The sequence below is a fragment of the Gemmatimonadaceae bacterium genome (assembly GCA_020851035.1).
In the GTDB taxonomy this organism is placed as follows: Bacteria; Gemmatimonadota; Gemmatimonadetes; order Gemmatimonadales; family Gemmatimonadaceae; genus JACMLX01.
Genome location: JADZDM010000021.1, coordinates 115,221 through 136,520, shown reverse-complemented (window position 1 = coordinate 136,520; position 21,300 = coordinate 115,221). Strand labels below are relative to the sequence as shown.

Genomic DNA, 21,300 nt, shown 5'->3' with positions numbered 1-21,300 from the left:
TCACGTCCCCCTGCCCGCCGACCGCTTCGGGATCCGATCCCCCACGCACGGAGAGGCTCGGCAGTCCGACCGGCACACTGGCGGCAAGGCACGATGCAAGGATCGATACGCGAACAACTCGGTGCGGTGTGTGCACGGGTCACCTCCACGCGGGATCGGGATCGGACAGGCAATCGGGGACGGACGAGTGTTGGCGTGGTCGCCCAGCATCAGGGGCAGCAGCCGTCCCTCTGGACGTCCGAGTCTCTTTGCGCGCACTCGCTCCTCGTGAGTAAGCCGGAAACGAGTCCCAATCAGCTCATTGCCTCGCCGCTGGCCGCGAGCACGGCGCGCCGCAGACCCAGCTGATCAGCTGGCCCGTTTCTCCTGCCCCGATGCAGCTCGTCACGGCCACGCCACGTGACGGTGCGCGCGTCATGGATGCGACGGCGGAGCGATGGGCGCCTCAGGTGGCGCCAGCGGATTCGGTATGCCAAGCGCGACCGCGCCCGCCGCGACGTGATCCCCGAGCCCGGTGAGGTCGGTCTCGGCAAGGCCCGTCGCGCGCTGCAGCAGCGCGCGTCGGGCGTCGGCCTGCAGCACGCCGTAGCGATCCCCCGTTGCACTGGCAATGGCCCGGGCCTCGTCCACAGCACGCGCTGCGTCCTCGTGGCGTCGCTGCTGCATGGCCACATCGGCGCTGACGCGCAGCGCCAGGCTCAGTCCCCAGCGGTCGCCGATGTCCCGGAACACCGTGGTCGACTCCGCGACGAGTTGTGCGGCGATCGCCAGGTCGCCGCGCTCGCCCGCGGCTTGCGCCCGGATGCTTCCGTTGAAGGCAAGCAGTTGGCGTTCGCCGAGGGTCTCGAAGTGCTCGCACGCTTCACGCAGGAGCGCCTCGGCGCGATCGTGATCGCCACACCGCAGCGTGGTCCATCCCAGCACCGTGAGCGTGAACGCCACGTTACGCGTGTCACCCAGAGCGCGGCGCAAGGCGAGGCTTTCTGTCAGCGCCTCGCGGCTGGTCTCCATCTGACCCTCGAACAGTGCGACCCAGCCGAGGTTCGACAGCGCCAGCGCCACGCCGCGTGGGTTTCCCTGCTCCTGATGGAGCGCCAGGCACTCGGTGGACAGGCGCCGCGCGTCGGTGAACGCGCAAAGCCGCCACGCCAGCCATCCCATCACGCCCAGCGTCCGCGCCTCGCCGCTGCGATCACCCAGCGCGCGCCACAGGGCGTGCGCATGTTCCGCGGACTGGTAGGCGATCTGGTAGTCGCCCTGGTTCTGCGCCAGGGTGCTGTCCGCGCCGAGCAACTCCGCGTGCAGTGCGGTGCCGTGCATGTCGGGCAGCTGGATTCCCTGCGCGATGCGACGGCGTGCCTCGCCCCACGCGCCGCGGACCAGCCACGCGCGCCAGAGTGACAGCACCAGGCGGCCGAAGCCGGCGCCGTCAGCCTTGCGATCGGCATGGTCGAGCGCGGCGTTGAAGTTGCCTCGTTCATGGTCGAAGCGTGCCAGCGCTGAGACGGAGCGTTCCCCTTCGAGCTCGGCCGGCAGCGATGCGGCGCGGTCGGCGAACACACGAAAGTGACGGTCGCGGATTTCGTCGGCCTCGCCGGCAGGGACGGCGGCGGTGGCGCGGAATTCACGGATGCTCTCGAGCATGGTGAACCGGGTGTCGCCATCCGGCATCTCCACCCGCCGCACCAGGCAGCTGTCCACCAGCGTCTGCACCGCGTCGAGGAGCGCATCCTCCGTCGTCGACAGCACTGCGACGGCATCGGCGAATGCGGCACCACCGGTGAAGGCCGCCAGCCCCCGCAGTGCACGTTGCTCGGCGGGCGCCAGCAGGTCATAGCCCCATGCGATCGCGCCGCGGAGCGTCTGCTGCCGTGCGGGGAGGTCGCGGGCGCCACCCACGAGGAGGTCGAAGCGGCGATCCAGGCGCGCGATGATTGCGCGCGGTGACAGCACGCGACACCGCGATGCCGCCAGCTCGATGGCCAGCGGCAGGCCGTCGAGGCGCGTGCAGATCTCGGCGATGGCGCGCAGCGTGGCGTCGTCGGCGTCGAAATCCTGCTGTGCATCGCGCGCCACGCGCAGGAAGAGCTCCACCGCCGGACTGGCGCGATACGCGTCGGTGTCAGCGCTCGCGAGGTCCGGTACGGCCAGCGGCGTGAGGTGGAACTCGTGTTCACCACGCAGTCGGAGGCGGATGCGACTGGTGACCAGCAGTGTGAGTTGCGGGCACCTGGTCAACAGTGGCGTGAGGGCCATCGCGCCTGCCACGACCTGCTCGAAGTTGTCGAGCAGCAGCAAGACCTGTCGCTCGCCGATCACGTGCACCAGCGCGTCGAGTGCCGAACGCCCTTCGCCCTCACGGGCGCCGAGTGCGGCTGCTATGTGCGTCAGCAGGCCGTCAGTGTCGTGCACCGAGGAGAGGTCGATGAAGCGGACGCCATCGGTGAACGTTGCGCATGCCTCAGCCGCCACCCGCAGGGCAAACCGCGTCTTGCCGGCGCCGCCGGCGCCGGTCACCGTCAGGAGGCGGATGTCGGGGCGCGTGAGCAGGGCACCAGCCGTCACCAGCTCACGGTCGCGTCCGATGAGTGCACCCGGCGGACGTGGCAGGGGCGCCGCGTCACGCATGGGTGACGGCGCGGCACTGGAGGCCAGCTGGGCGGCGAACGCCGCCGCCGTGATCGTACGTTGCCCGGGATCAGGGTGCAGCGCGCGCGCCAGCAGGTCTGCAATCGCGGCTGGCGTCTCCGGCCGGAACGTGCTCACGAGCGGTGGCACCTCGACGAGGCGCTTGGTGAGCAGCATGTGCGCGGAAGCGGCGATCCATGGTGGACGACCCGCCAGCATCTCGTACATCACGCAGGCCAGCGAGAAGACGTCGCTACGGCCGTCCGCATCGCGTCCGTCGGTGAACTGCTCGGGACTCATGTAGGCCGGCGTGCCCACCGCAAACCCGGCCTGCGTCAGCATCGGCTGCGAGGCATCCGACACCAGTCGCGCGATGCCGAAGTCAGCGACGATCGCATGACTGTCGCTGACCAGGATGTTCTCCGGCTTGATGTCGCGATGGACGATGCCACGGGCGTGCGCGTGTGCGAGCGCGTCGGCCACTTCGCCGCACAGCCGCACCGCCACGTCGACCGACAGCGTGCCCGTGCGCGCGAGCATCGCGCGGAGCGTCTCCCCATCCACGAAAGGCATGACGTAGAACAGCGTGCCGTCCGCCTCGCCCGAGTCGAAGAGTGGCAGGATGTTCGGGTGCCGCAACGCCGCCGTGACGAGGATCTCGCGGGACAGCCGCTCGCGCCCCAGCGCCTCGGCCAGTTCGGGGTGCAGCATCTTGATCGCCACGTCCCGTTCGTGGCGCACGTCGCGCGCCAGGAACACCGCCGCCATGCCGCCGCGTCCGATCTCGCGCCCGAGCACATAGCGCCCGGCGAGCGTGGACTCGTCCGGCGTCGAGGGCGGCGACGGTTCCGACGTGTGCGCCGCCGTCGCCGACCGCCGACGCAGGCGGTCGGCCGCGTCGCGCACTGCGGACGAGGGCTCACGGTCGAGATCCTCACGGACACGGGCGTGATAGCGGTCGGCGTGCTCCAGTGCCACGGCGCGTTGCCCGTGGCGGTGGAGTGCCGACATCAACCCCAGCGCGGCCTGCGTACCGAGGGCATCGATGTCGGTCAGTCGCCGCCACCAGTGTACGGCCGCGGCGTGGTCGCCTGCGGCGTCGGCGCTGGTCGCGAGGTGTTCGAACGCCGACGCCGCACGTGAGGCCAGTCGGGCCCGCAAATCGTCGGCCCATCGCTCGAACCCGAGCGCGTCGTCGAGGAAGATGCCGTCGAGGAAGGGACCCACGTACAGCGACGCCATCTGGGCGTGATCGGCGGATGCCTCGGCCTGCAGGAAGTCGCCGATGTCGCTGCTGATCACCGACGGATCCAGTTCCAGCAATTCGGCTGCACCGCGCACCAGCGACTGCCCGCCGGCGTCACGACGCAAGGCGTACAGCGCCTGCGAGAGGGCCTGGCGTCCGCGGTCCTCGGACGTCTCGGGCCACAGCTGGCCAAGGAGCTTGGCGCGCGTCACACCCGTGGTGGGGTGGGCGGCGAGCATGGCCAGCACCGCGAGTCGCCGTGGTTGCTGGCCGGCGCCGCCCACCGGCGTCTCGCCATCGAGGAGCCGCAAGCCTCCCAAGGTGTGCAGCCTCAGCCGTGGCCGGCGGGGATCAGCCATGGGTGGGAGCTCAGGTGAGACGCAGGTGAGACCGCTGGCTGAGTATAGGCTCGCCGAGGAGAAGCGTCGAGGGAGTCGCCCGTCGATACGCCTCGGCGCCACGCGCCCATCAGGAGGACAGCATGCCCGCCACACCCGCCCCGATTCAGATCGTGACCACCGGCGTCCACCACCTTGCATTGCGGTGTACCGACCTCGCGCGATCGCGGAGGTTCTACGTCGAAATGCTGGGCTTCGTCCCACTGCTTGACACGCCAAGCCTGTTCATCGTGGCGGCGGGCCAGACGGCGGTCGCCGTCCGCGCGCCGGGGCCGGCCACCGACAGCACCGACACCTTCGACCCGTTCCGTGTTGGCCTCGACCACGTCGCGCTCATGTGCGCCGATCCTGCCGAGCTGCAGCGGGTGGCCGCGGCACTCACGGACTGGGGGGTGGAGCACACGGGCGTCAAGACCGACGAGGTGCTCGGCAAGGATTACGTGGCGTTCCGGGACCCGGATGGCATCAAGTGGGAGGTGTACATGCAGTGAGCGACGCGGAACCCGCGCACCGGCTGCCGAGCGTGACGGGCAGCCGGTGCGCGCGGCTCCGTCCGTCGTTGGGGTGGGACGGCCCCTTACAGGCGACCGGCGCGTTCCTTCCTGAGAGCATTCTGGAGTACGACCCCGGCATTTCGCTTGAGCCCCGCCAGCTTCGCCCGCTTCATCTCACGACCCCCGTGCACCGGTTGCATCGCAAGGCACTCGGCAAGCTCTCGGGTGCCGCACTGGTCGTCGATGGGTTGCTCACCCGCATCTTCGACAGCATGGCAGGGAACGCGTCGCCGCCGAAGGCGAGAAACACGCTCACGCATCAGGCGTATCCGTGGATCTTCAGCGCTGGCGTGATCGCCACGGCCGTTGCCGCGCTGGGCGGCGCCATCGGCATCGCGACGGCGCTCCGGACGTCGGGCAGTCATGCGGTGATCCTCGCGACGAACACGTTCGTCCCCGGCGCATTCGACGTGGCCGTCGGACGAAGGGACATCGCCACCATCGACCAGCCGATCGTCATTCCTCCCGGCGCACGCTGACGCCTTCCGCGATTCGCTGCGGAAGCAGATCACCTTTCGTCATCTGGTGACGATGACGTCTGGCATTCGCTGGCCCGAGGGTGGTGGCGACGGTGCTGACTCAGTGGATGTTCAAGGGGAAGGAGATCCAGCCGATTGCGTTCGCACGGCGGATCGAGCCGGCGATTGCGGCGATGCTAGAAGCAGCGCTCCAGCATCGCGGCCGCAGCGCCCGACAGCCCGATGATCTTGTTGGTCGCCTGCCGATAGAACTTGAAGTGCAGCTCGGCCTCCGGTCCGTTCTCCGCCGGACCCGCATGCGCCTTCAGCTCCGCGCGACCCAGCGCACGCGTCGCGCGCGCGGTCTGACTGACGGTGATGTTGACACGTGGTGTCTGGCGCTCAAGGCCCGGCTTCTTCCGAACGGCTGTCACCGTCAGGACCACACCGCGCGCGAAGAGACCGGCGCCGCCCTCGTTCTCGCTGTCGAAGAGGTAGATCGTGTCGCCCGCCGCGATCTGCTTGCCGCCGTACATCGTCTTCTGCGACGGGAACGAGAACGTCGCGGCTGTGAGGTCGCTGACCGCGACCTTGATGGCGTACATGAAATCCGCACCTCCGACTCGTGCTGGATGCTGGCTGACGATGCGCGCCGCGGCCTGTTGCCGTAAGGTGACATCGTGTGTCCCCGCTCGATGCGCACCGCGGAACTCGGTGATGGGAGACACGCAAGGTGGGCCGGTGCCGCGATCACTCTCTGAACAGTGGGAACGCCGATCAATTCTGACAAGGACCCCGTCACGCCGAGGTACGACGGGCTGGTATCCCAGCCATCCGCCTGGGATGCGACGTCGGGCCGCGCGCCGACCGACGCCCCGCGACCGCGCAGCGACGTTCGACGTGCGCGACCGTGCCCACCCGAGCGTCACGAAGGGCCCTGCCTGCTCCGCGTCACCGCTCGGTCCTCCAAAGCCCGATCGGACCGCATGACACAGCGCAGCGGTGGCGGACTCGTCGTCGCCTGTCACGCGGCGCTGGCGAGGTCGATGATCGCGCCGTATGCTCGACGATGAGTCAACTGGTCCCGAGGGAGACTCCGCTGACGAGATCGGAAGGGCGCTGGGGCGGCGTTGGCGGAGTCGTGAGATGCGCCAACACTGCGTTGAGGAATGGGAAGTGATGCGGCAGCAGCCGACGCTGGTCATGCGGGCCACGGGCGACCTGGTGATGAAGTCGCGGCGCGCCACAACGACGGAGCAGGCATCGTGGCCGTGGAGAGGACCGAACGCACGTTTCGCGAGCCTGCGCCGTTCGTGCAGCGCCCGTGCCCTTGCTCGCGCGCAGCTCTCGGCGAGCCCCGATGAGAACGCCCGGCAGAGGGCAAGGCGATGAGTGCGCCGCTGCGCCGGCGAACGAGTGCGCGCCGCCGGTCCGGTCGCCGCTGAACTTCTTCGGGCTGGTCTTCGCGCTCTCCGTTCCGTTCTGGCTGGCTGGCGCCGTGTCGGACCTCCAGTTGATGCCTGGGCTTTCGGTGAGTGCGCTGATGACCTTCTGTCCCATGGCCGCTGCGCTGATCCTCGTTCACCGGGAGGGCGGTGGTGCGCGGGTGGCCGAACTGCTCAGCAGGTCCTTCGACTTCGAACGCATCCGATCGAAGCGCTGGTACATCCCTGTTCTGTTCCTGATGGCCGGGGTCAACCTGGCGGTGTACGGTGTGATGGTCGGGTTGGGCATGCCCCTTCCATCGCCGCAGATCCAGCTGACCTCGGCATCGCTGATGTTCGTGGCGTTCTTCGCCGGTGCCCTTGGTGAGGAACTGGGCTGGTCGGGCTATATCACAGGCCAGCTGCAGCGCCGATGGAACGCGCTGCAGACCGGCCTGATTCTGGCGTTGGTAGCGGTCCTGTGGCACCTCCCGGCACTGCTGCTGGTGCACCGGTCACCACGCTGGATCGCCTGGTGGTGCTTGTACGCCGTGGCGGCACGGATCCTCATCGTCTGGCTCTTCAACAACACGGGCCAGAGTGTGTGTGCCGTAGCGCTATTCCATGCGACGCTGAACCTCAGCTACATGTTGTTCCCGGTCTACGGCTCACACTTCGACATGCGTATCGCCGGCGTGATCATGGTGCTCGCTGCCGCCATCGTCATCGCGGTGTGGCAGCCTGACACACTGGCGCGACGGCCGCAGTTCAGCCGGCCACCGTGATTGGTCAGCCGGCCTGACAACGGGCCGCGGACGCGTGCGGCGTCGATGGTCCGCAGCACGCTCACGTCGTACAGATCCGGATCGCAGCCGCCCGGGATTCCGGCGTGCGACGGGGAAACTCGAGGATCTCCTCGCAGCCTGTGCTGTGGTCATGTAATGCAGAACGCGTTCGCAAGTCTGTTGGTCGCCGCGCCGGTTCGTGCCAGTAGACATCAGGCGGCACGTCACCGTAGTGGTGGTACATCTATGCCGATTCCGTCGCTGGCACGGATCGGGCTCGCTGCCCTCGTCCCGCGCCTTCCGCGCGCCCGCCGTCCCCCCCCCGGCACGGCCCGCCGGAAAGGCACGTGCGCCGTATACTCCACGAATCATCGATCGACCTCGACCGAAGGCCTTTCCCCGGATCGCGTGCGACTGCCGGGGGATGCTGGGAAGCAACCCGGCCCTGACCACAAGGGGTTTCGCGTCGGTCGCTACGAAGGACCGGTGCGCAACACCGCGGGGAAGGACCCGGGCAAGACCCCGCTCGACATTCGGTCGATCAGTGCCACCGGAGCGGTGCGGGCATATCTGCGCGAGTACGATGGACTGAAGGGTGAGGGAGACCTGACCGGTGCGATCAACACGGCCGGCGTACTGCAGCTGCAGGGCGGCCTGCGCTCGCCGTCGGACAACAGCGTGTGGCAGAGCGCGCTGCTTGCCGTGTTCGTGAGCGGGAAGCTGCGGCTCGGCCAGCGGCTGACGCTGAACGGCCAGCAGCAGGAAGAGGCAGGGACGCTGACGTACACTGGCCCGGCGATGCCAATCGCGGTCGCAGCCCAGGCTCAGCCGACACCGCCTGCCGGTCGGGCAGCGCAGGCCGCTCCAGCCGCAGCTGCTCCCGCGCCTGCGCTCGCGACCGGCGCAGGTGCCGGCGTCGCCGGGCCGTATGATTACACGCAGGATTTCGAGTCCGTGGACGCCTTCTACTTCTCCCAGCAGGGGCTCGTCTATCATCGGCTCGTCGGCGCTTTCACTCAGGCCGGTCTCGACGCGGTCGACGCAGGCACGCGCGTCAGATATCGTCGCAACGGCACGAAGGTGGATGTCACCACCGACAACGGTCGGACGGCGCAATACAACTTCCAGCCAGGCCGGGAGGCGTCCCTCTGCACCAAGGTCGTGCCCGTCGCCAATGCACAGACGCAGATGGGGCAAGACACGTCGAGCGGCGGGTTCGGCGCGCTCCGCACGGCGAGCGACCTCGAGCTGCGCGCCGGTGGGGCCTACTCCCGCACCGCCGTCGGCTTGTATCGGTCGGTCGGAGACTCGTACGGTGGCTCGACGGAAGACACCGGTCGCTGGATGTACGCCGACGACACGATCACGTTCCGGTCCGCGAGGGGTCCCGCAGAGCAGTTGATCGCCCTCGTGCCCGCGCGGGGCTCGGTCGTGGGCGCCTTGGGCCAGCTGTATGTCGGCGGGCGACTCTATCGGCGGAAGACGTGAGTGCGCGCGCGACCGGCGCTCGAATGCTGAACCCCGCCCGAGGGTGACTCGGGCTGTGCGCCACGATGCCGCACCCTCCGCAGGGTCACTCGAGTAGCGCGCGCGTTCGGGCGAGGAGTTGTGCGACGACGGACGCTGAAAGCACCGCCGCGAGCTTCGCGTGCCGGGCGCGCCAGTCCATGCATTTCACCTGATCGGCGAACGCCACGCCCTGCACTGCGCAGTCCGCGGGAAGCGCGACTTCGAATGGATACCCCTTCGCCTTCGTGGTCACGGGCACGCACAGCGCCCGACCGGTCGGTGCGTTGTAACTCGCCGGCGACAGCACGACCGCAGGGCGACGGCCCGCCTGCTCCCGTCCCGCCTGCGGATCGAACTCGAGCCACACCACATCGCCGCGGTCCGGCACCCAGTCGGCGTTGAGTGGTGCTCTCACCACAGCTCGCCACCGCGCGGCGCATCATCCACGTCGAGGGCAGGCAGGTTCGCGGCGGTGATCCCTGACACCAGTTCAGCCAGCGACAGCACCGGCACGATCACCAGCTGCCCTTCCCGGATGCTCACGTCCACCTCGGCGCCCTCATGCAGGTGCGCGTCCTCGGCCAGTGCGCTCGGGATCCGCACGCCAAGGCTGTTGCCCCACTTCCGGATTCTCGTCCGCATATCCGCCTCAGAAAAGTATACACATAGTATAGCCAAGCGAGGTCGTGTGCGCCAACGACTCCATCCGTGACTTCACGTACCACGGGCACACAGTCTGGGAGATGTGTCGGTATAACCGTTTAGGGCTCAAACTTTCGACTGGCGGCCGAACTGTATGTGGCGCAGCGACTTAGCCAGGATGCGCGTCTGCCGCTTCAGCGAATGGTGCTTCGGCACCCACTGCCGAGCTCGGCAAAGTCCACACTCAAACGGCCGGAACAAGGCAGGATCATGCAAATCGTCGCAAAGTCAGAGAATCATGCAAGAGGATTCGCGCAAGAACGTCTGAATGTTTACTCAACAGCGCGATCGACCCAAATAGAAGAGGTCGGTAGACGCTCGGATGCGGTCCCTGAACCGTGGCGCGCCCCATCGCTCGGCGGCGCTGCATGTTGGAGGTCTCTGCCCGCAGGACCGACTCGGGGTGAGCATGGCGAGCCGGTGGTATTTGTCCACGGATCGGGAGACAGCCGACACCACTTCGACGACGTGCGCCCGTGCTGGCCGTGCACTATCGCGTCGCCGCGCCGGCACGACGGGGGCACGGCCAGTCACAGGTGCCATCCACGCCGTTCACGCTCGACGAAGTGACGAACGATGCGGGCCTGCTCGACTCGCTGCACCTCGACACGATGACGCTCGGCGGGCTCTCGTTCGGTGGCAACGAGATCACGTGGTTCGCGGAGCGGTTGGCCGCGCGAGTGTCGCGGCTCGTGTGTCTCGACGCCGCGTTCGAGCAAAGCGGGCCCGGGCATGCCGCGGTCTGCTCATCCTTGCCGTCGCTACCCGAGGCGGCAATGTCGGCGACGCCGTACGCGAGGCCGGCCCTGGCCGGCCGGAGCCGGGATCTGCAGAGCCTTGTCGTGCGTGGGCTGGTCGGACTTCTCAGCTCGCATACCACCGTGGCATACTGCCTGAACCCGAATCGATCATCGTCTCACTCCCCGCGGGTCGCATCCCTTCTGGCCGCCGGGGTGCACAACGTCTCCCCTCTGATTGACCGAGGCTCGTCATGCAGCCGATCGAGCGCCGCACGTTCGTTGGGATCGCCCTCGCTGCACTGCCACTGCCACTGCCACTGCCACTGCCACTGCCACTGCCACTGCCACTGCCACACCGCCACGGCAACGATCGGTTGCCACAGTGGTCCCGCCCGTCACCGCCGTCCGAACCCGTGTACGTTCGCGCGGGCACGGATCGCGATGGCGTCCACAAGACGCTGGGCATCAGCACGATCGACTTCAAGGTGACGTCGGCTGACACCGGCGGAGCCATGCTCGCCATCGAGAACACGAACCGTGGCAGGGGCGGGCCAGCGAAACACCTGCACCTCGCTCAGGACGAACTGTTCTGCGTCATCGAGGGCGAATACGTGATCATGATTGGTGATCAGCGATTCGACCTGAAGCCTGGTGACACGATTATGGCGCCGCGAGGCGTGCCGCACGTCTGGGCGTACATGGGGCACACAGTCGGCCGGATGCTGATCACGTTCACGCCACCGGGAGCCATGGAAGACTTCTTCCGCCTGGTATCGAAGGGCAATTCGATGCCGGTCCAGGACCCAGCACTCTGGAGAGCGCATGGCATGGAGCTGCTCGGACCGCCATTGCCGGTGTAGCAGGCGCGCGGTCGCCGTCGGTTGGCTCATACCGTTCGCGACGTCACCGGCGCTGACATGACACTCACTGCCGACGGGCGCAAGGCCCGAACTGTTCGACACGGGCTCTGCGCAGGCGTGATGCGCCCGCAGGAACTCGATCGTCGCGTTCAGCGGCCGGGCGTGATGGGCTGCTCCTGCATCACTGCCACATCGTCGACATCCGCAGCAACAGCTACCGCATGCGGCAGCACCGGACTCTGCCCATGCACCGGACCGCGTCCGACGCCGGCCGGCGGTCCGGCCGCCGCAAGGAGCGCTGACCGCTCCCGCTCGCCAGCCCCTGCCGAATGTACAATTTCGAACAGCAGAAGGGTGCAATCGCAGTGTCCGATCTCAATCGGCGTCGACAGTCGGCGGCGAGGCAGGCGACGGGTCCGCAGCGGCCTCGCCCGGAACATGCACAGAGGGTGCTCGCGCCTCACGCGTCTGGCTCGGGCACTGCGGTCAGACGCGCATTGGCAAGTACCACCGCAGCATTCCGCCTGAGCCCCGCCAGCTTCGCCCGCTTCATCGGTGACTTCCGGAACGCCGCGCTGAACGCGTCGTGATCGAGTGTCAGAATGTCTTTCGCCAGTGTCACCGCGCCCTTCCCGTCCAGAAACGGTCGCGCCCGGAACGGCGAGTCTTCTGCCAGCTCCTGCGAGAACTTCACGTTCCACGGACACACGTCCTGGGAGATGTGTCGGTATAACCGTTTTGAGGTTCCGCTCGAAGCGGGTTGGCGGACGGTCGTCAGGCCCGCCGGTGAGCGCTCGAAGCTTTTCCGCTGCGGGCTTTGTGCTCCCTAGCCAAATGTCCGCCCCCCGCGTGACTGACGAGCGTTGCTATTGACAGCTCGTGGCGTTTGTTCAAGATTCATGAAATGTGAAGAGTTTCGTTCGCCCCCTCGTCCGCCTGATCGATGCCGCCGCTCAAGCCTCAGGATATTGCCGTCGCGCTCCAGTTGGCGCTGACGCCCAGGCTGACGTACGCCGCGCTCGCCGCCGCGACCGGTATCAGCCAGGGCGAGGTGCACAATGCCGTCCGCCGCCTGCGCGGCGCTCGCCTGGTACTGGCGAACGCGACGCAGGTCCACGGTCCGGCACTGCTGGAGTTTCTGGGCTCTGGCGTGCCATACGCGTTCCCAGCGGAGGCTGGTGCGGAGTCCCGCGGTGTGCCGACGGCACATGCGGCCAGCGTGCTCGGCGCGGGATTCAGCACCGCGGAGTCCCTGGTCTGGCCCAGTGTCGAGGGCCGTGTGCGGGGCGCCAGTGTCGTCCCGCTGTATGACGGAGCGGCAGCGACGGCGGCGCGGAACCCGGCGCTCTACGAATTGCTCGCACTGGTCGATGCCGTGCGCCTTGGCCGCGCCCGCGAACGCACGCGAGCGAAACAGGTGCTGCGAGAGCGGATCGCTGCGGCAGCAGCGCCATCAGAGACGCCAGCGTGACCGAGACTCCGCGCAGCCCGAACCGAGATCGTCTCCTCCGCACGGCACGCCTGCTCCGACCACTGCTCAGTGAGCTGGTGTTCGTCGGCGGGCAGGTCGCCGAACTGCTCGTCACTGACCCGGCCGCGGTTCGTGTCCGTCCGACCGATGATGTCGACGTGGTGGTGCCCATCACCACCCGCTCGGCATACGACGCGCTGCAGCAACGACTGATGGCGCTGGGATTCACGCCGGACCATCGCGAGGGTGCTCCGGTCTGCCGCATGCGGACGGCGGATGACCTGATTCTCGACGTGATGCCGCTCGACGAAGGAATCCTCGGGTTCAGCAACCGCTGGTATCCGTACGCGATTGTGAGCGCGGCCACGGTGACGCTCGAACGTGGACTGGACGTGCGAATCGCCTCGGCTGCGGCGTTCCTCGCGATGAAGTGGGAGGCGTTCTCGACCCGCGGTGCTGCCGACCCGATGAGCAGTCACGATCTCGAGGACCTGATCACTGTCGTGGCGGGTCGTGCCGGCATCGTTGCGGACGTCCAGGCAGCGCCGGACGAGATCAGCGACTTCATTCGCACGCAGACCGCGGCGCTACTCGCAGCGGAGTGGGCGTCGGTGATTCTCGAAGGCAATCTCCCGGACGCGCGACGCGTACCGGGATTGGTGGACGCCGTTGTGCGGCGCCTTCGGGAGCTGGCTGTCTAGCGGAGCGCTCCCCACACTGCGGCCATGATCAATGCATGTCGTGCGGCGCGCGCGTCGAATCGCTCGGCATCGAAATCCGGTCCGATCCAGGTGCGCATGTCGGTGTGAGCCGCGTCGGATGGGTCGGAGAGGACGCGCAGCAGTTCTTCGTACCCAGGAGGCCCTCCACAGTCTTCCGGCGGCGCCGCACGTCGACCGTCCAGGAGCAGCGGCGCTGGTATCCGTTCGGTGTGGTCGGCCGCTGGCGAGATCGCGCGCACCTCGATGCGGTGCGTCCACGAATCCCCGAAGTCATACTCGTAGGTGAAGTGCGCGCCGACGGTCAGGCCCAGCTGCGCGAGCGTCACGCCAAGTGCACTGCGGGCAGGCACGCCAAAGTCATCGAGCTCCTCGTCAGGGATGGTGTATCGCTCCTCGCCGATCGTGAACTGATGCAGATGGTAGTCATACCACTGAAACGCGATCTGAATGGCGCGGTGGAGTTCTGGCAGCGTCGTCGCGTCGAGCACTGCGATTTCGCGCCAGATCGGAGGCTCGATGTCTTCGAGCGTGATCCGCAGCACCACGTCCTGCGGTGTGCGCTTTGGGCGACGGGCGGCGGGCTTCTTTGCGCGGGTGACTGCCATGCGACGGCTCGCAGCGTTCGGGTGCAGGCGCGACTGCTGGGAACCTCATTCTAGCCGCACGGCGTGCAACGCAGCGCGCAGTCACGATCACATTCGTCGGCGGCGAGGCTCACTTGGGGGCCGCAGCGGCCTCGCCCCGCCCATGCCCGGCGGGTACTCGCGCCCTACGCGTCTCGCTGGGGCACTGCGGCCGGACGCGCGTTGGCAAGTACCACCGCAGCATTCCGCCTGAGCCCCGCCAGCTTCGCCCGCTTCATCGGTGACTTCCGGAACGCCGCACTGAACTGCTCCTGATCCAACGCCAGGATGTCCGTCGCCAGTGTGACCGCGTCCTTCCCGTCCAGAAACGGTCGCGCCCGGAACGGCGAATCCTCCGCCAGCTCCACCGAAAACTTCACGTTCCACGGGCAAACGTCCTGGGAGATGTGTCGGTATAACCGTTTCCAGATCGCGCTCGCCGTCGGCGCGCAGACCGTCCGTCGACGCACGCCGTCACCGTGTGACGACAGGTGTGGCCCTCGCGGCCTTCATTCACCGAAATGATGCCTCGGCTTTGGCGAGCACCAGCCCTGCATGCCTGTCGAGTCCCGCCTGCCTCACCCGTTCGAGTGATGACGTGCAACAGGCGCGGCAGTATTCTCACCGCTGTGCTCGTCTCCCGCACGCGCCGTCCACCCCGTCACGTCGTCGCCTTCATGCCGTTCTTTCGGTGCAACGCAGTCCCGTCGGCGCTCGGTCTGGTGTTGACCATCGCAGCGGCATCAGTGGCATCAGCACAGTACGGCGATGCCTACCATGCGCCTGACTACAATCGCCTGCGCCAGATGGCCGACGCGCGGGCAGCGGCGTCGCTGGCCGAGCACTACGCCCGGATCGCGCCCACGCCACGCGCGCGTACAGCCGGAACGGCTGGTGGGCGAACGCCAGCCTCCGACCCGAACTCCTGGGCGATGACCGGCCGCATCACGGCGCAGCGTCGGGATGGTGCACGAGTGGACGCACGGCTCGCCGCCTATGAGGCGAAGGACGCGCGCCTTCGCGCGTTGATCGCGGAGCGGAAGCTGCAGATCGTGCCCGCTGACTTCGATCGCCTCGTGCAGGCCGCACTCGACGCCGGGTTCGATGCCTACTGGGCGTCCCGGCGATTCGGCAATTCGCGAGAGGAGTTCACGGCTCGCCAGGCCATGATCGCGGCGAGCTTCAATCCGGAGCCCACGGTAACTCGTCGGTCAGGCCCGGTCCCTCCCGATTGTCAGGGCGCCTGTAGCACGACGATCGTCGCGTCGGATGGTTCTGTCTACACCGGCAACATTCGCGCGGGTGCGCCGAATGGCCGCGGGCGGTATCAGCGTCCCTCCGGCGACGTGTACATCGGCACGTTCGCTGATGGACAGATGAACGGCCCGATGCGCATCGAATTTGCGGACGGCGCTGTGTACGAGGGCGCCACCGCGAACAACCGGATGGAGGGTGAGGGCAAGTTCACGTGGGCCGATGGGAGCGTCGCCATCGGTCGTTTCGAGCGAGGTCTGCAGGTTTCCGGACGCGTCGAGCATAGCGACACGCACGATGTCTTCGAGGGCGTGTTCGACTCGAGTGGTGCACCGTCCATCGGGACATACCGCGCAAAGACGTTCACCTACACGGGTGAATATCGTAACGGCATGCGGTCGCGTGGCACCATTGACTTGGGTGATCAGGTCCACGTGGGCGTCTACGACGCACTCGGACGTTTGCGCTACGGTCGGGTGACGATGAAGGACGACGGCGTGGTCACGGAAGGGTTCTACGACGAGGCAACGCGGCGGCACGGGTACGTGGTGGATGCGCTGAGGGACGGAAGCGCCATCGAGGCCATCTTCGAGCACGATCGACGGGTCGGGCCGGTGATCCGTACCCGGAGCAATGGGGACGTCATCACGGGCACCACGGCCATGCCGGGGTACCAGATTTTCGGCATGATGCGCACCGCCGACGGCACCGTGACGCCGACCGGATTGACGGTCGGGGCGGAGTATGTCACCCTGCTGCCGGCCGAAAATGCGCGGGCACGCGAGATCGCCGCGCAGGCTGCGGCGGTGCTGTTGGCGGAGCGCGCGCGATACCGGGCGCTCATCGAACAGGATGGCGCCGTGCAGCCAGCGCAGGTCGCGCAGGCGACGCAGGTGGCGCGGGCCGCAGTGCCAGCAGACCGCCGGACGTCACCTCCCGTCGCACCCGCACGCGCCACCGCGCCCGTCGACTCACTCGACGCCGCGTGTAACGCGCGCAACGGACGCGCCTGCGTCGAACTCGGTGTCGCGCTGACCGACGGCACGGGGGTCCCGATCGATCTCCCCCGTGGTGCACTCCTGTTTCAGAAGGCCTGCACGTACGACGACGGTCGCGGGTGCATGCTGTGGGCCTATGCGCTCAATCATGGTCGTGGCGTGGCCCAGAACTATACGGGCGGCCTCACCGCCAACGCGCGGTCCTGTGCGATGGAGTACGGCCTCGGATGCAACAACCTTGGTGCGATGTATCTGCTGGGGAGCGGTGTGACACGCGACGAGCGGAAGGCGTTCGATTTCTACGCGAAGGCCTGTACGCTCCGCACCGGCGTGGGGTGCCGAAACGTCGGCATACTGCACGCCGACGCCGCGACGCTCCCGCATGATCGTGCTCTCGCCGTCGCCGAGTTCACGAAGGGATGCCGCTTCGGTGATCTCGATAGCTGCAACAAGCAGGCGTGGCACCTCGAGCAGGGGCTCGGCACCCCCCGAAACATCGACGAGGCGCGACGACTGTATGCGAAGGCGTGCGACGGTGGTTTTCAGTTGGCGTGTGACAACGGCAGGAAACTTCCGTGACAGGCAACGTGAGCGCTACGCGCTGCAGGGTACCGCAGGGTTGGCACGATTGGCTAGATCTCGCCGAGTCGTGCGCGCGGCACGCGGCGCGGTGTGCACCTCCGTACAGGCTGCGGGCATAGCTCCAGTCGCGACGGCGCGGCGACAAGCGCGCGTCATGCGCGTGCGTCTACAGGTTGCGATTCGTCCGCTACACGCCACCGTTCGCTAGGACCACGGCTGCATTCCGCCGCAACCCCGCCAGCTTCGCCCTTTTCATCGGCGACTTCCGCAACGCCGCGCTGAACGCGTCCTGATCGAGTGCCAGGATGCCCGTCGCCAGTGTCACCGCATCCTTCCCCGCAATGAACTCCCGCGCCCGGAACGGCGAGTCGCCCGCCAGTTCCTGCGCGAACTTCACGTTCCACGGGCAGACGCTCTGGGAGATGTGTCGGTATACCCGTTTTGAGATCCGGCTCGATGGGGGCGCACGGACGCTGCGGGCGTAGCCCACGCTGAAGCCGTGCCCGCACCGCGTATCTCCGAGATCAACGGGCGACCATGGCGGCGCGGTGACGCCGCAGACGACGTGCACTCCAGTTCCTGAGAGGGCTTGCGGTCCGCCTAAAAGCAGTGAGTAATTAATCACTCACTCATTCAGGCGCGCATGCGGAAATCCACAAACAGCCTCCCCGCCGACGAACGCCGATTGGCCACGGTCGAGACCGTCATTGCCCTCGCAGGGTCCACCAACCCCGGGGACATCACCACCACCGCGATCGCCGCAGAGATGGGGCTGACGCAGGGTGCCCTCTTCCGCCATTTCCCAACCAAGGACTCCATCATCGAGGCCGTCATCGAGTGGGTGGTCGAGCACTTGATGGCCCGCGTCGACACGGCCGCCGGCTCGGCGAGCGCGCCGCTGGCGGCACTCGAGGCGGTGTTCCTCGCGCACATCGATTTCGTCGCACGGCACCCCGGCGTTCCCCGCATCGTCTTCGGGCAGCTGCAGCACGCCGGGCAGACGGCCGCGAAGGGCATGGTCCAGGCGATGCTGCGGCGCTACGGACAGCGCGTCGCGGCGTTGCTCGCAGACGCCCGTGACCGAGGCGAGGTCGACGCCGCGCTCGACGTCGAGGCGGCGACCACGCTCTTCATCGGCACCATTCAGGGGCTGGTGATGCAGTCGCTCCTGCATGGCGACGTGCGCCAGATCCTGTCCGATGCACCTCGCGTCTTCCAGATCTACCGGCGCGGCATCGCCACTGCACGATGACCCGCGTCCGCATCCGGGGGCGCACCGTCGGGCTGATCGCCTTCACCATCGGCCTGCTGGCCGTCTTCGTGTTCGTCGCCCTTCGCTCCGGGCCACTGGCGCCGGTGCCGGTGACCATCGGCAGCGTCGATTCCGGCGCAGTGACACCCGCCCTGTTCGGCATCGGCACGATCCAGTCGCGGTTCAGTTACCGCATCGGGCCCACCGCGCCCGGTCGCGTGCAGCGAGTCCTCGTCGACGTGGGCGATGCGGTGACGGCCGGACAGCTGCTGGGCGAAATCGACCCGGTGGACCTCGACGACCGGATTCGCGCACAGGAGGCGTTGGTCGGCCGCAACCGTGCGGCGCTCGCCGAGGCACGGGCACGACAGCAGTACGCTCGCGTGGAGGGCGAGCGCTACGAGCAGCTGTTCGCGGCGCGGTCAACCAGTGAGGAAGTGGTCGCAGCACTCGCGAGTGTCGACGCCGCATCGCAGGCGGCAGACACATCCGCGGAGCGTCAGCATGCGCACGGTGCGGTTGGCTACCTGCAGGTACTCGTGGCATGGAAGCAGTCGCGACAGGCGCAGAGCAATGTGATCGCCGCTCGTGCTCAGCGACTGTTCGACAGCGTCCAGTACGATCGGGCTGCCGGGGGCACGGCGGGGCCCGTGCCGACGACACCGGTGATTGGCAAGGAGAGAGAGTGTGATGCCAACCGGTGGGCGAATCGCGCCAAAGTCGTCAGGCGCTGGCCATGACATGACCGCCTCACCGCAGGCACGCGCTGTCCGAGTGGTCGCGGTCACGGTTGCGGGACTGTTCGGTGTCGCGACGCTCTTCGCGGGCGGTCGCGTGCTGCTCGGTTCAGATCCCGGCTACACGGTGTTCCGCCCTCTGCTGTTGTTCAACATGGTGATGGGTGTGGCCTATCTCGCAGCCGGCGTCGCCATGTGGCGCAGTGCCGTTCGGGGACGGGGCGCTGCGGGTGCGATCTTCGTGCTCAATCTCGTCGCGCTCCTGGGCATCGTGATCGTCTACCGACGTGGCGCGGCAGTCGCCGTCGATAGCCTCCGTGCGATGAGCCTCCGGACGATCGTCTGGCTCGTACTGTACCTGGCTGGGGTCTGGCTCGCCCACGCCCCCGATCCGCCCCGGTTGTCCGGAGCGCAGTGAGAAATGCAAGCAGATATCACGTCATCGCCGGTCCTCGTTCGATCACTGTTTCTTCACGCATCCGCCGCCTGCCGCGGCGCGCAAACCAAGGGTGAGGCCATCCATGCTGCAGCACTTCACGACAGGACCGCAGGCTCATCAGGGTTCAGGCGGAGCCCTGCGCCGCATTGCACTGATTGCATTGCTGACGGTCGCGGCATCAGGCTGTGGCGGCACGCAGGACGTGCCGGTCCGGGGCGGCAATGCCGGTCCTGGTTCCTCGGCGTCGATCGCGTCGGATCCCGATGGTCGGACCGCGATCGTGCTGCCGGTGCAGGGCCGGCACCTTGTTCTCACCGAAATGCGCGGAATGCTGACGTCTGTGCAAGGGTACGTCGACGCGGCGGCGCGTGGTGACACAGCTGGGATGCGGGCCGCGGCGCAGGCGTCCGGGATGGCGGCGGCACGTGATCTGGATCCGGCCATGCAGCAGCGCCTGCCCGCTGAATTCCTGCGTCTCGGGATGAGCACGCATGCCGCGTGGGATTCTTTGGCGGTGGATGTCAGCCGCGGCGTACCGACCGGAAAAACTCTCACTCGCCTGGGGGCGATCATGGGTAACTGCGTGGCCTGCCATGCCCAGTTCCGGATCAACGTGGAACGCTGAGTTGCTGATCGCGCCGACCAGTTGCCGATGACCGCGGTTTCGCGTGAGACGCTGCGTCGGCAGTGGCTTCCCGAGAGGCGCGTTCGTTGAACGCACTAACACGGCGCACGGCACGATCACGCCAGCTCTTCTCACGCCCGGAGCGCAGGCACGGGCAGACGGCACCGTGCGCCATCCGTCACCTGAGCAGTAGTGGCCTGCCAGCGAACGTCATCGTGCAAGACGGCATCGGGTCATCTCGCGTGGCAGCGTCGAAAATCATGCGCGGGCGTCCGTGCCTCTTCAGTGCGACCCGGCCTTCGTTGTCAGGTCATGAGGCGTCGCGTGCTGCTGTTGCATCAGGCTGCGGCAGCTGGTGATCCCGCCGACGGCGTGTGCACGACGGTCAGCAGGAACGTACAGCCCTCCGCAGAACGCGCCGAATGGCGGACGCCCGGTGCCAATACGAGGATGTCGTTGGTGGCCAGCGCGTGGTCGATTTCCAGCGCGTGAAAGACCGCGCTGCCCTTGAGGATGTGAATGCTCACCGGACCGTCAGTGCTGTGCTCCGGCAGCTCCCCGCCCGGTGCCAGTGCCAGCATCGTCAATCGCAGCGGTCCCTCTTTCACGAGCGTTCGCGCGGTGCGGCCGCTGCGCGCGAGAAGGTCGTCGCCGAGCGTCGACTCGTCTTGCGTCAGGTGGTGAAGCAGCACATCGCCCTGCACCGTTCGTTGCATCGATGACATGAAATTCGGCTCTGAATAGTTTTTGAGTACCACCGTCCAGCTCATGCGGCGGCCTTCCTGCACACCCGACATTCGCTGGACGCATCTTGGCACATCGTGTGCACTTTGCGATTCGATGACAATCTATCGCCGGTCGGGTGAAGATCGAGCGTGGTAGCCGTGTCGTATTCCATCGACAGGAAGGTGACTTCGTGCATTGACGACCTTGCGGGTGCCCCGAGATCGTGCAGGCCGGGTAGATGATGCTCATCTCCCTCTGGGTGAATCTCGCTGCAAGGACGTTCGCAACAGAACGGTCAATGCTCGATGGTGCGGTATCCATCTCCCCACGCGCCACGGCAAGCTCGGCCGGTGTCAGCAGGCCGTGTGGTACGCGACGAGGTTGCCAGCGTGGATCTAAATGCCAGGCGCGTGCCCATCGGCGGTGAGAGCCTTTCCTGCGACGACCGCATCGTGGCTGCCGACGGGCGTCACGCCGCGCATGCCGCCGGAACGGACTGGCCACTGCCGACCGTCGCACCCTGTCATCTCGAGGCCACGGTACGCGTGCTTCAGCGTCGGCCCACCA

At 67.4% G+C, this 21,300-nt stretch carries 21 protein-coding genes; 13 read left to right on the top strand and 8 right to left on the bottom strand.

Annotation, left to right across the window (positions count from 1 at the left end):
- Positions 1-414: 414 nt before the first annotated feature.
- Complete coding sequence (locus tag IT355_13435; GenBank protein ID MCC7054263.1) at positions 415-4,185, bottom strand: protein kinase; 3,771 nt, start codon at positions 4,183-4,185, stop codon at positions 415-417.
- Positions 4,186-4,355: 170 nt separating this feature from the next.
- On the opposite strand from IT355_13435, the gene IT355_13430 reads away from it, so the two are divergent.
- Both IT355_13430 and IT355_13425 read left to right on the top strand, forming a co-directional pair.
- The gene (locus IT355_13430; protein MCC7054262.1) at positions 4,356-4,763 is read left to right on the top strand and encodes a VOC family protein; all 408 of its coding nucleotides are present in this window, start codon (positions 4,356-4,358) and stop codon (positions 4,761-4,763) included.
- Between the two features lie 188 nt (positions 4,764-4,951).
- Complete coding sequence (locus IT355_13425; protein MCC7054261.1) at positions 4,952-5,305, top strand: hypothetical protein; 354 nt, start codon at positions 4,952-4,954, stop codon at positions 5,303-5,305.
- Between the two features lie 176 nt (positions 5,306-5,481).
- Here the strand turns inward: IT355_13425 and IT355_13420 are convergent, their stop codons facing one another.
- The gene (locus IT355_13420; GenBank protein MCC7054260.1) at positions 5,482-6,012 is read right to left on the bottom strand and encodes a hypothetical protein; all 531 of its coding nucleotides are present in this window, start codon (positions 6,010-6,012) and stop codon (positions 5,482-5,484) included.
- 632 nt (positions 6,013-6,644) lie between these two features.
- Here IT355_13420 and IT355_13415 point away from each other — a divergent pair.
- Entirely contained in the window at positions 6,645-7,493 is an 849-nt protein-coding gene (locus IT355_13415; GenBank protein ID MCC7054259.1) for a CPBP family intramembrane metalloprotease, read from the top strand.
- Positions 7,494-7,979: 486 nt separating this feature from the next.
- The gene (locus tag IT355_13410; GenBank protein ID MCC7054258.1) at positions 7,980-8,981 is read left to right on the top strand and encodes a hypothetical protein; all 1,002 of its coding nucleotides are present in this window, start codon (positions 7,980-7,982) and stop codon (positions 8,979-8,981) included.
- 85 nt (positions 8,982-9,066) lie between these two features.
- Here IT355_13410 and mazF read toward each other — a convergent pair whose 3' ends face one another.
- Together mazF and IT355_13400 are read right to left on the bottom strand one after the other, a co-directional pair.
- A complete protein-coding gene (gene mazF / locus IT355_13405) occupies positions 9,067-9,417 on the bottom strand; it encodes an endoribonuclease MazF (GenBank protein ID MCC7054257.1) in 351 nt (116 codons plus the stop codon).
- On the bottom strand, positions 9,414-9,644 hold the full coding sequence (locus IT355_13400; protein ID MCC7054256.1) for an AbrB/MazE/SpoVT family DNA-binding domain-containing protein: 231 nt from the start codon (positions 9,642-9,644) through the stop codon (positions 9,414-9,416). The genes mazF and IT355_13400 overlap by 4 nt, the downstream gene beginning before the upstream one ends.
- Before the next feature lie 536 nt (positions 9,645-10,180).
- Between IT355_13400 and IT355_13395 the strand changes: the two genes are divergently transcribed.
- Both IT355_13395 and IT355_13390 read left to right on the top strand, forming a co-directional pair.
- A complete protein-coding gene (locus IT355_13395) occupies positions 10,181-10,933 on the top strand; it encodes an alpha/beta fold hydrolase (protein ID MCC7054255.1) in 753 nt (250 codons plus the stop codon).
- 23 nt (positions 10,934-10,956) lie between these two features.
- Positions 10,957-11,304 carry a cupin domain-containing protein gene (locus IT355_13390; GenBank protein ID MCC7054254.1) on the top strand — a complete coding sequence of 116 codons (348 nt, stop codon included), beginning with the start codon at positions 10,957-10,959 and terminating at the stop codon, positions 11,302-11,304.
- A 460-nt stretch (positions 11,305-11,764) separates the two neighbouring features.
- Here IT355_13390 and IT355_13385 read toward each other — a convergent pair whose 3' ends face one another.
- Positions 11,765-11,998 (bottom strand): hypothetical protein, encoded by a 234-nt coding sequence (locus tag IT355_13385; protein MCC7054253.1) that lies wholly within the window; start codon positions 11,996-11,998, stop codon positions 11,765-11,767.
- Positions 11,999-12,247: 249 nt separating this feature from the next.
- On the opposite strand from IT355_13385, the gene IT355_13380 reads away from it, so the two are divergent.
- Together IT355_13380 and IT355_13375 are read left to right on the top strand one after the other, a co-directional pair.
- Positions 12,248-12,775: a hypothetical protein gene (locus tag IT355_13380; GenBank protein ID MCC7054252.1), complete on the top strand. Its 528-nt coding sequence runs from the start codon at positions 12,248-12,250 to the stop codon at positions 12,773-12,775.
- A gap of 77 nt (positions 12,776-12,852) precedes the next feature.
- The gene (locus IT355_13375; protein MCC7054251.1) at positions 12,853-13,476 is read left to right on the top strand and encodes a hypothetical protein; all 624 of its coding nucleotides are present in this window, start codon (positions 12,853-12,855) and stop codon (positions 13,474-13,476) included.
- Here the strand turns inward: IT355_13375 and IT355_13370 are convergent.
- On the bottom strand, positions 13,473-14,102 hold the full coding sequence (locus IT355_13370; protein ID MCC7054250.1) for a plasmid pRiA4b ORF-3 family protein: 630 nt from the start codon (positions 14,100-14,102) through the stop codon (positions 13,473-13,475). The genes IT355_13375 and IT355_13370 overlap by 4 nt on opposite strands.
- Before the next feature lie 509 nt (positions 14,103-14,611).
- Between IT355_13370 and IT355_13365 the strand changes: the two genes are divergently transcribed.
- Entirely contained in the window at positions 14,612-16,951 is a 2,340-nt protein-coding gene (locus IT355_13365; protein ID MCC7054249.1) for an SEL1-like repeat protein, read from the top strand.
- Between the two features lie 190 nt (positions 16,952-17,141).
- On the opposite strand, the gene IT355_13360 is transcribed toward IT355_13365, so the two are convergent.
- A complete protein-coding gene (locus IT355_13360) occupies positions 17,142-17,351 on the bottom strand; it encodes a hypothetical protein (protein ID MCC7054248.1) in 210 nt (69 codons plus the stop codon).
- Positions 17,352-17,597: 246 nt separating this feature from the next.
- Here IT355_13360 and IT355_13355 point away from each other — a divergent pair, with 246 nt between their 5' ends.
- The 4 genes from IT355_13355 to IT355_13340 all read left to right on the top strand — a co-directional run bounded on the left by IT355_13355 (position 17,598) and on the right by IT355_13340 (position 20,007).
- On the top strand, positions 17,598-18,206 hold the full coding sequence (locus IT355_13355; protein MCC7054247.1) for a TetR/AcrR family transcriptional regulator: 609 nt from the start codon (positions 17,598-17,600) through the stop codon (positions 18,204-18,206).
- Positions 18,203-18,946, top strand: coding sequence for a biotin/lipoyl-binding protein (locus tag IT355_13350; protein MCC7054246.1), 744 nt, complete (start codon positions 18,203-18,205; stop codon positions 18,944-18,946). Before IT355_13355 ends, IT355_13350 begins: the two co-directional genes overlap by 4 nt.
- A gap of 1 nt (position 18,947) precedes the next feature.
- Entirely contained in the window at positions 18,948-19,361 is a 414-nt protein-coding gene (locus tag IT355_13345; GenBank protein MCC7054245.1) for a hypothetical protein, read from the top strand.
- Positions 19,362-19,464: 103 nt separating this feature from the next.
- A complete protein-coding gene (locus tag IT355_13340; GenBank protein MCC7054244.1) occupies positions 19,465-20,007 on the top strand; it encodes a hypothetical protein in 543 nt (180 codons plus the stop codon).
- Positions 20,008-20,345: 338 nt separating this feature from the next.
- Here the strand turns inward: IT355_13340 and IT355_13335 are convergent, their stop codons facing one another.
- Positions 20,346-20,777 (bottom strand): hypothetical protein, encoded by a 432-nt coding sequence (locus tag IT355_13335; GenBank protein ID MCC7054243.1) that lies wholly within the window; start codon positions 20,775-20,777, stop codon positions 20,346-20,348.
- Positions 20,778-21,300 lie beyond the last annotated feature (523 nt).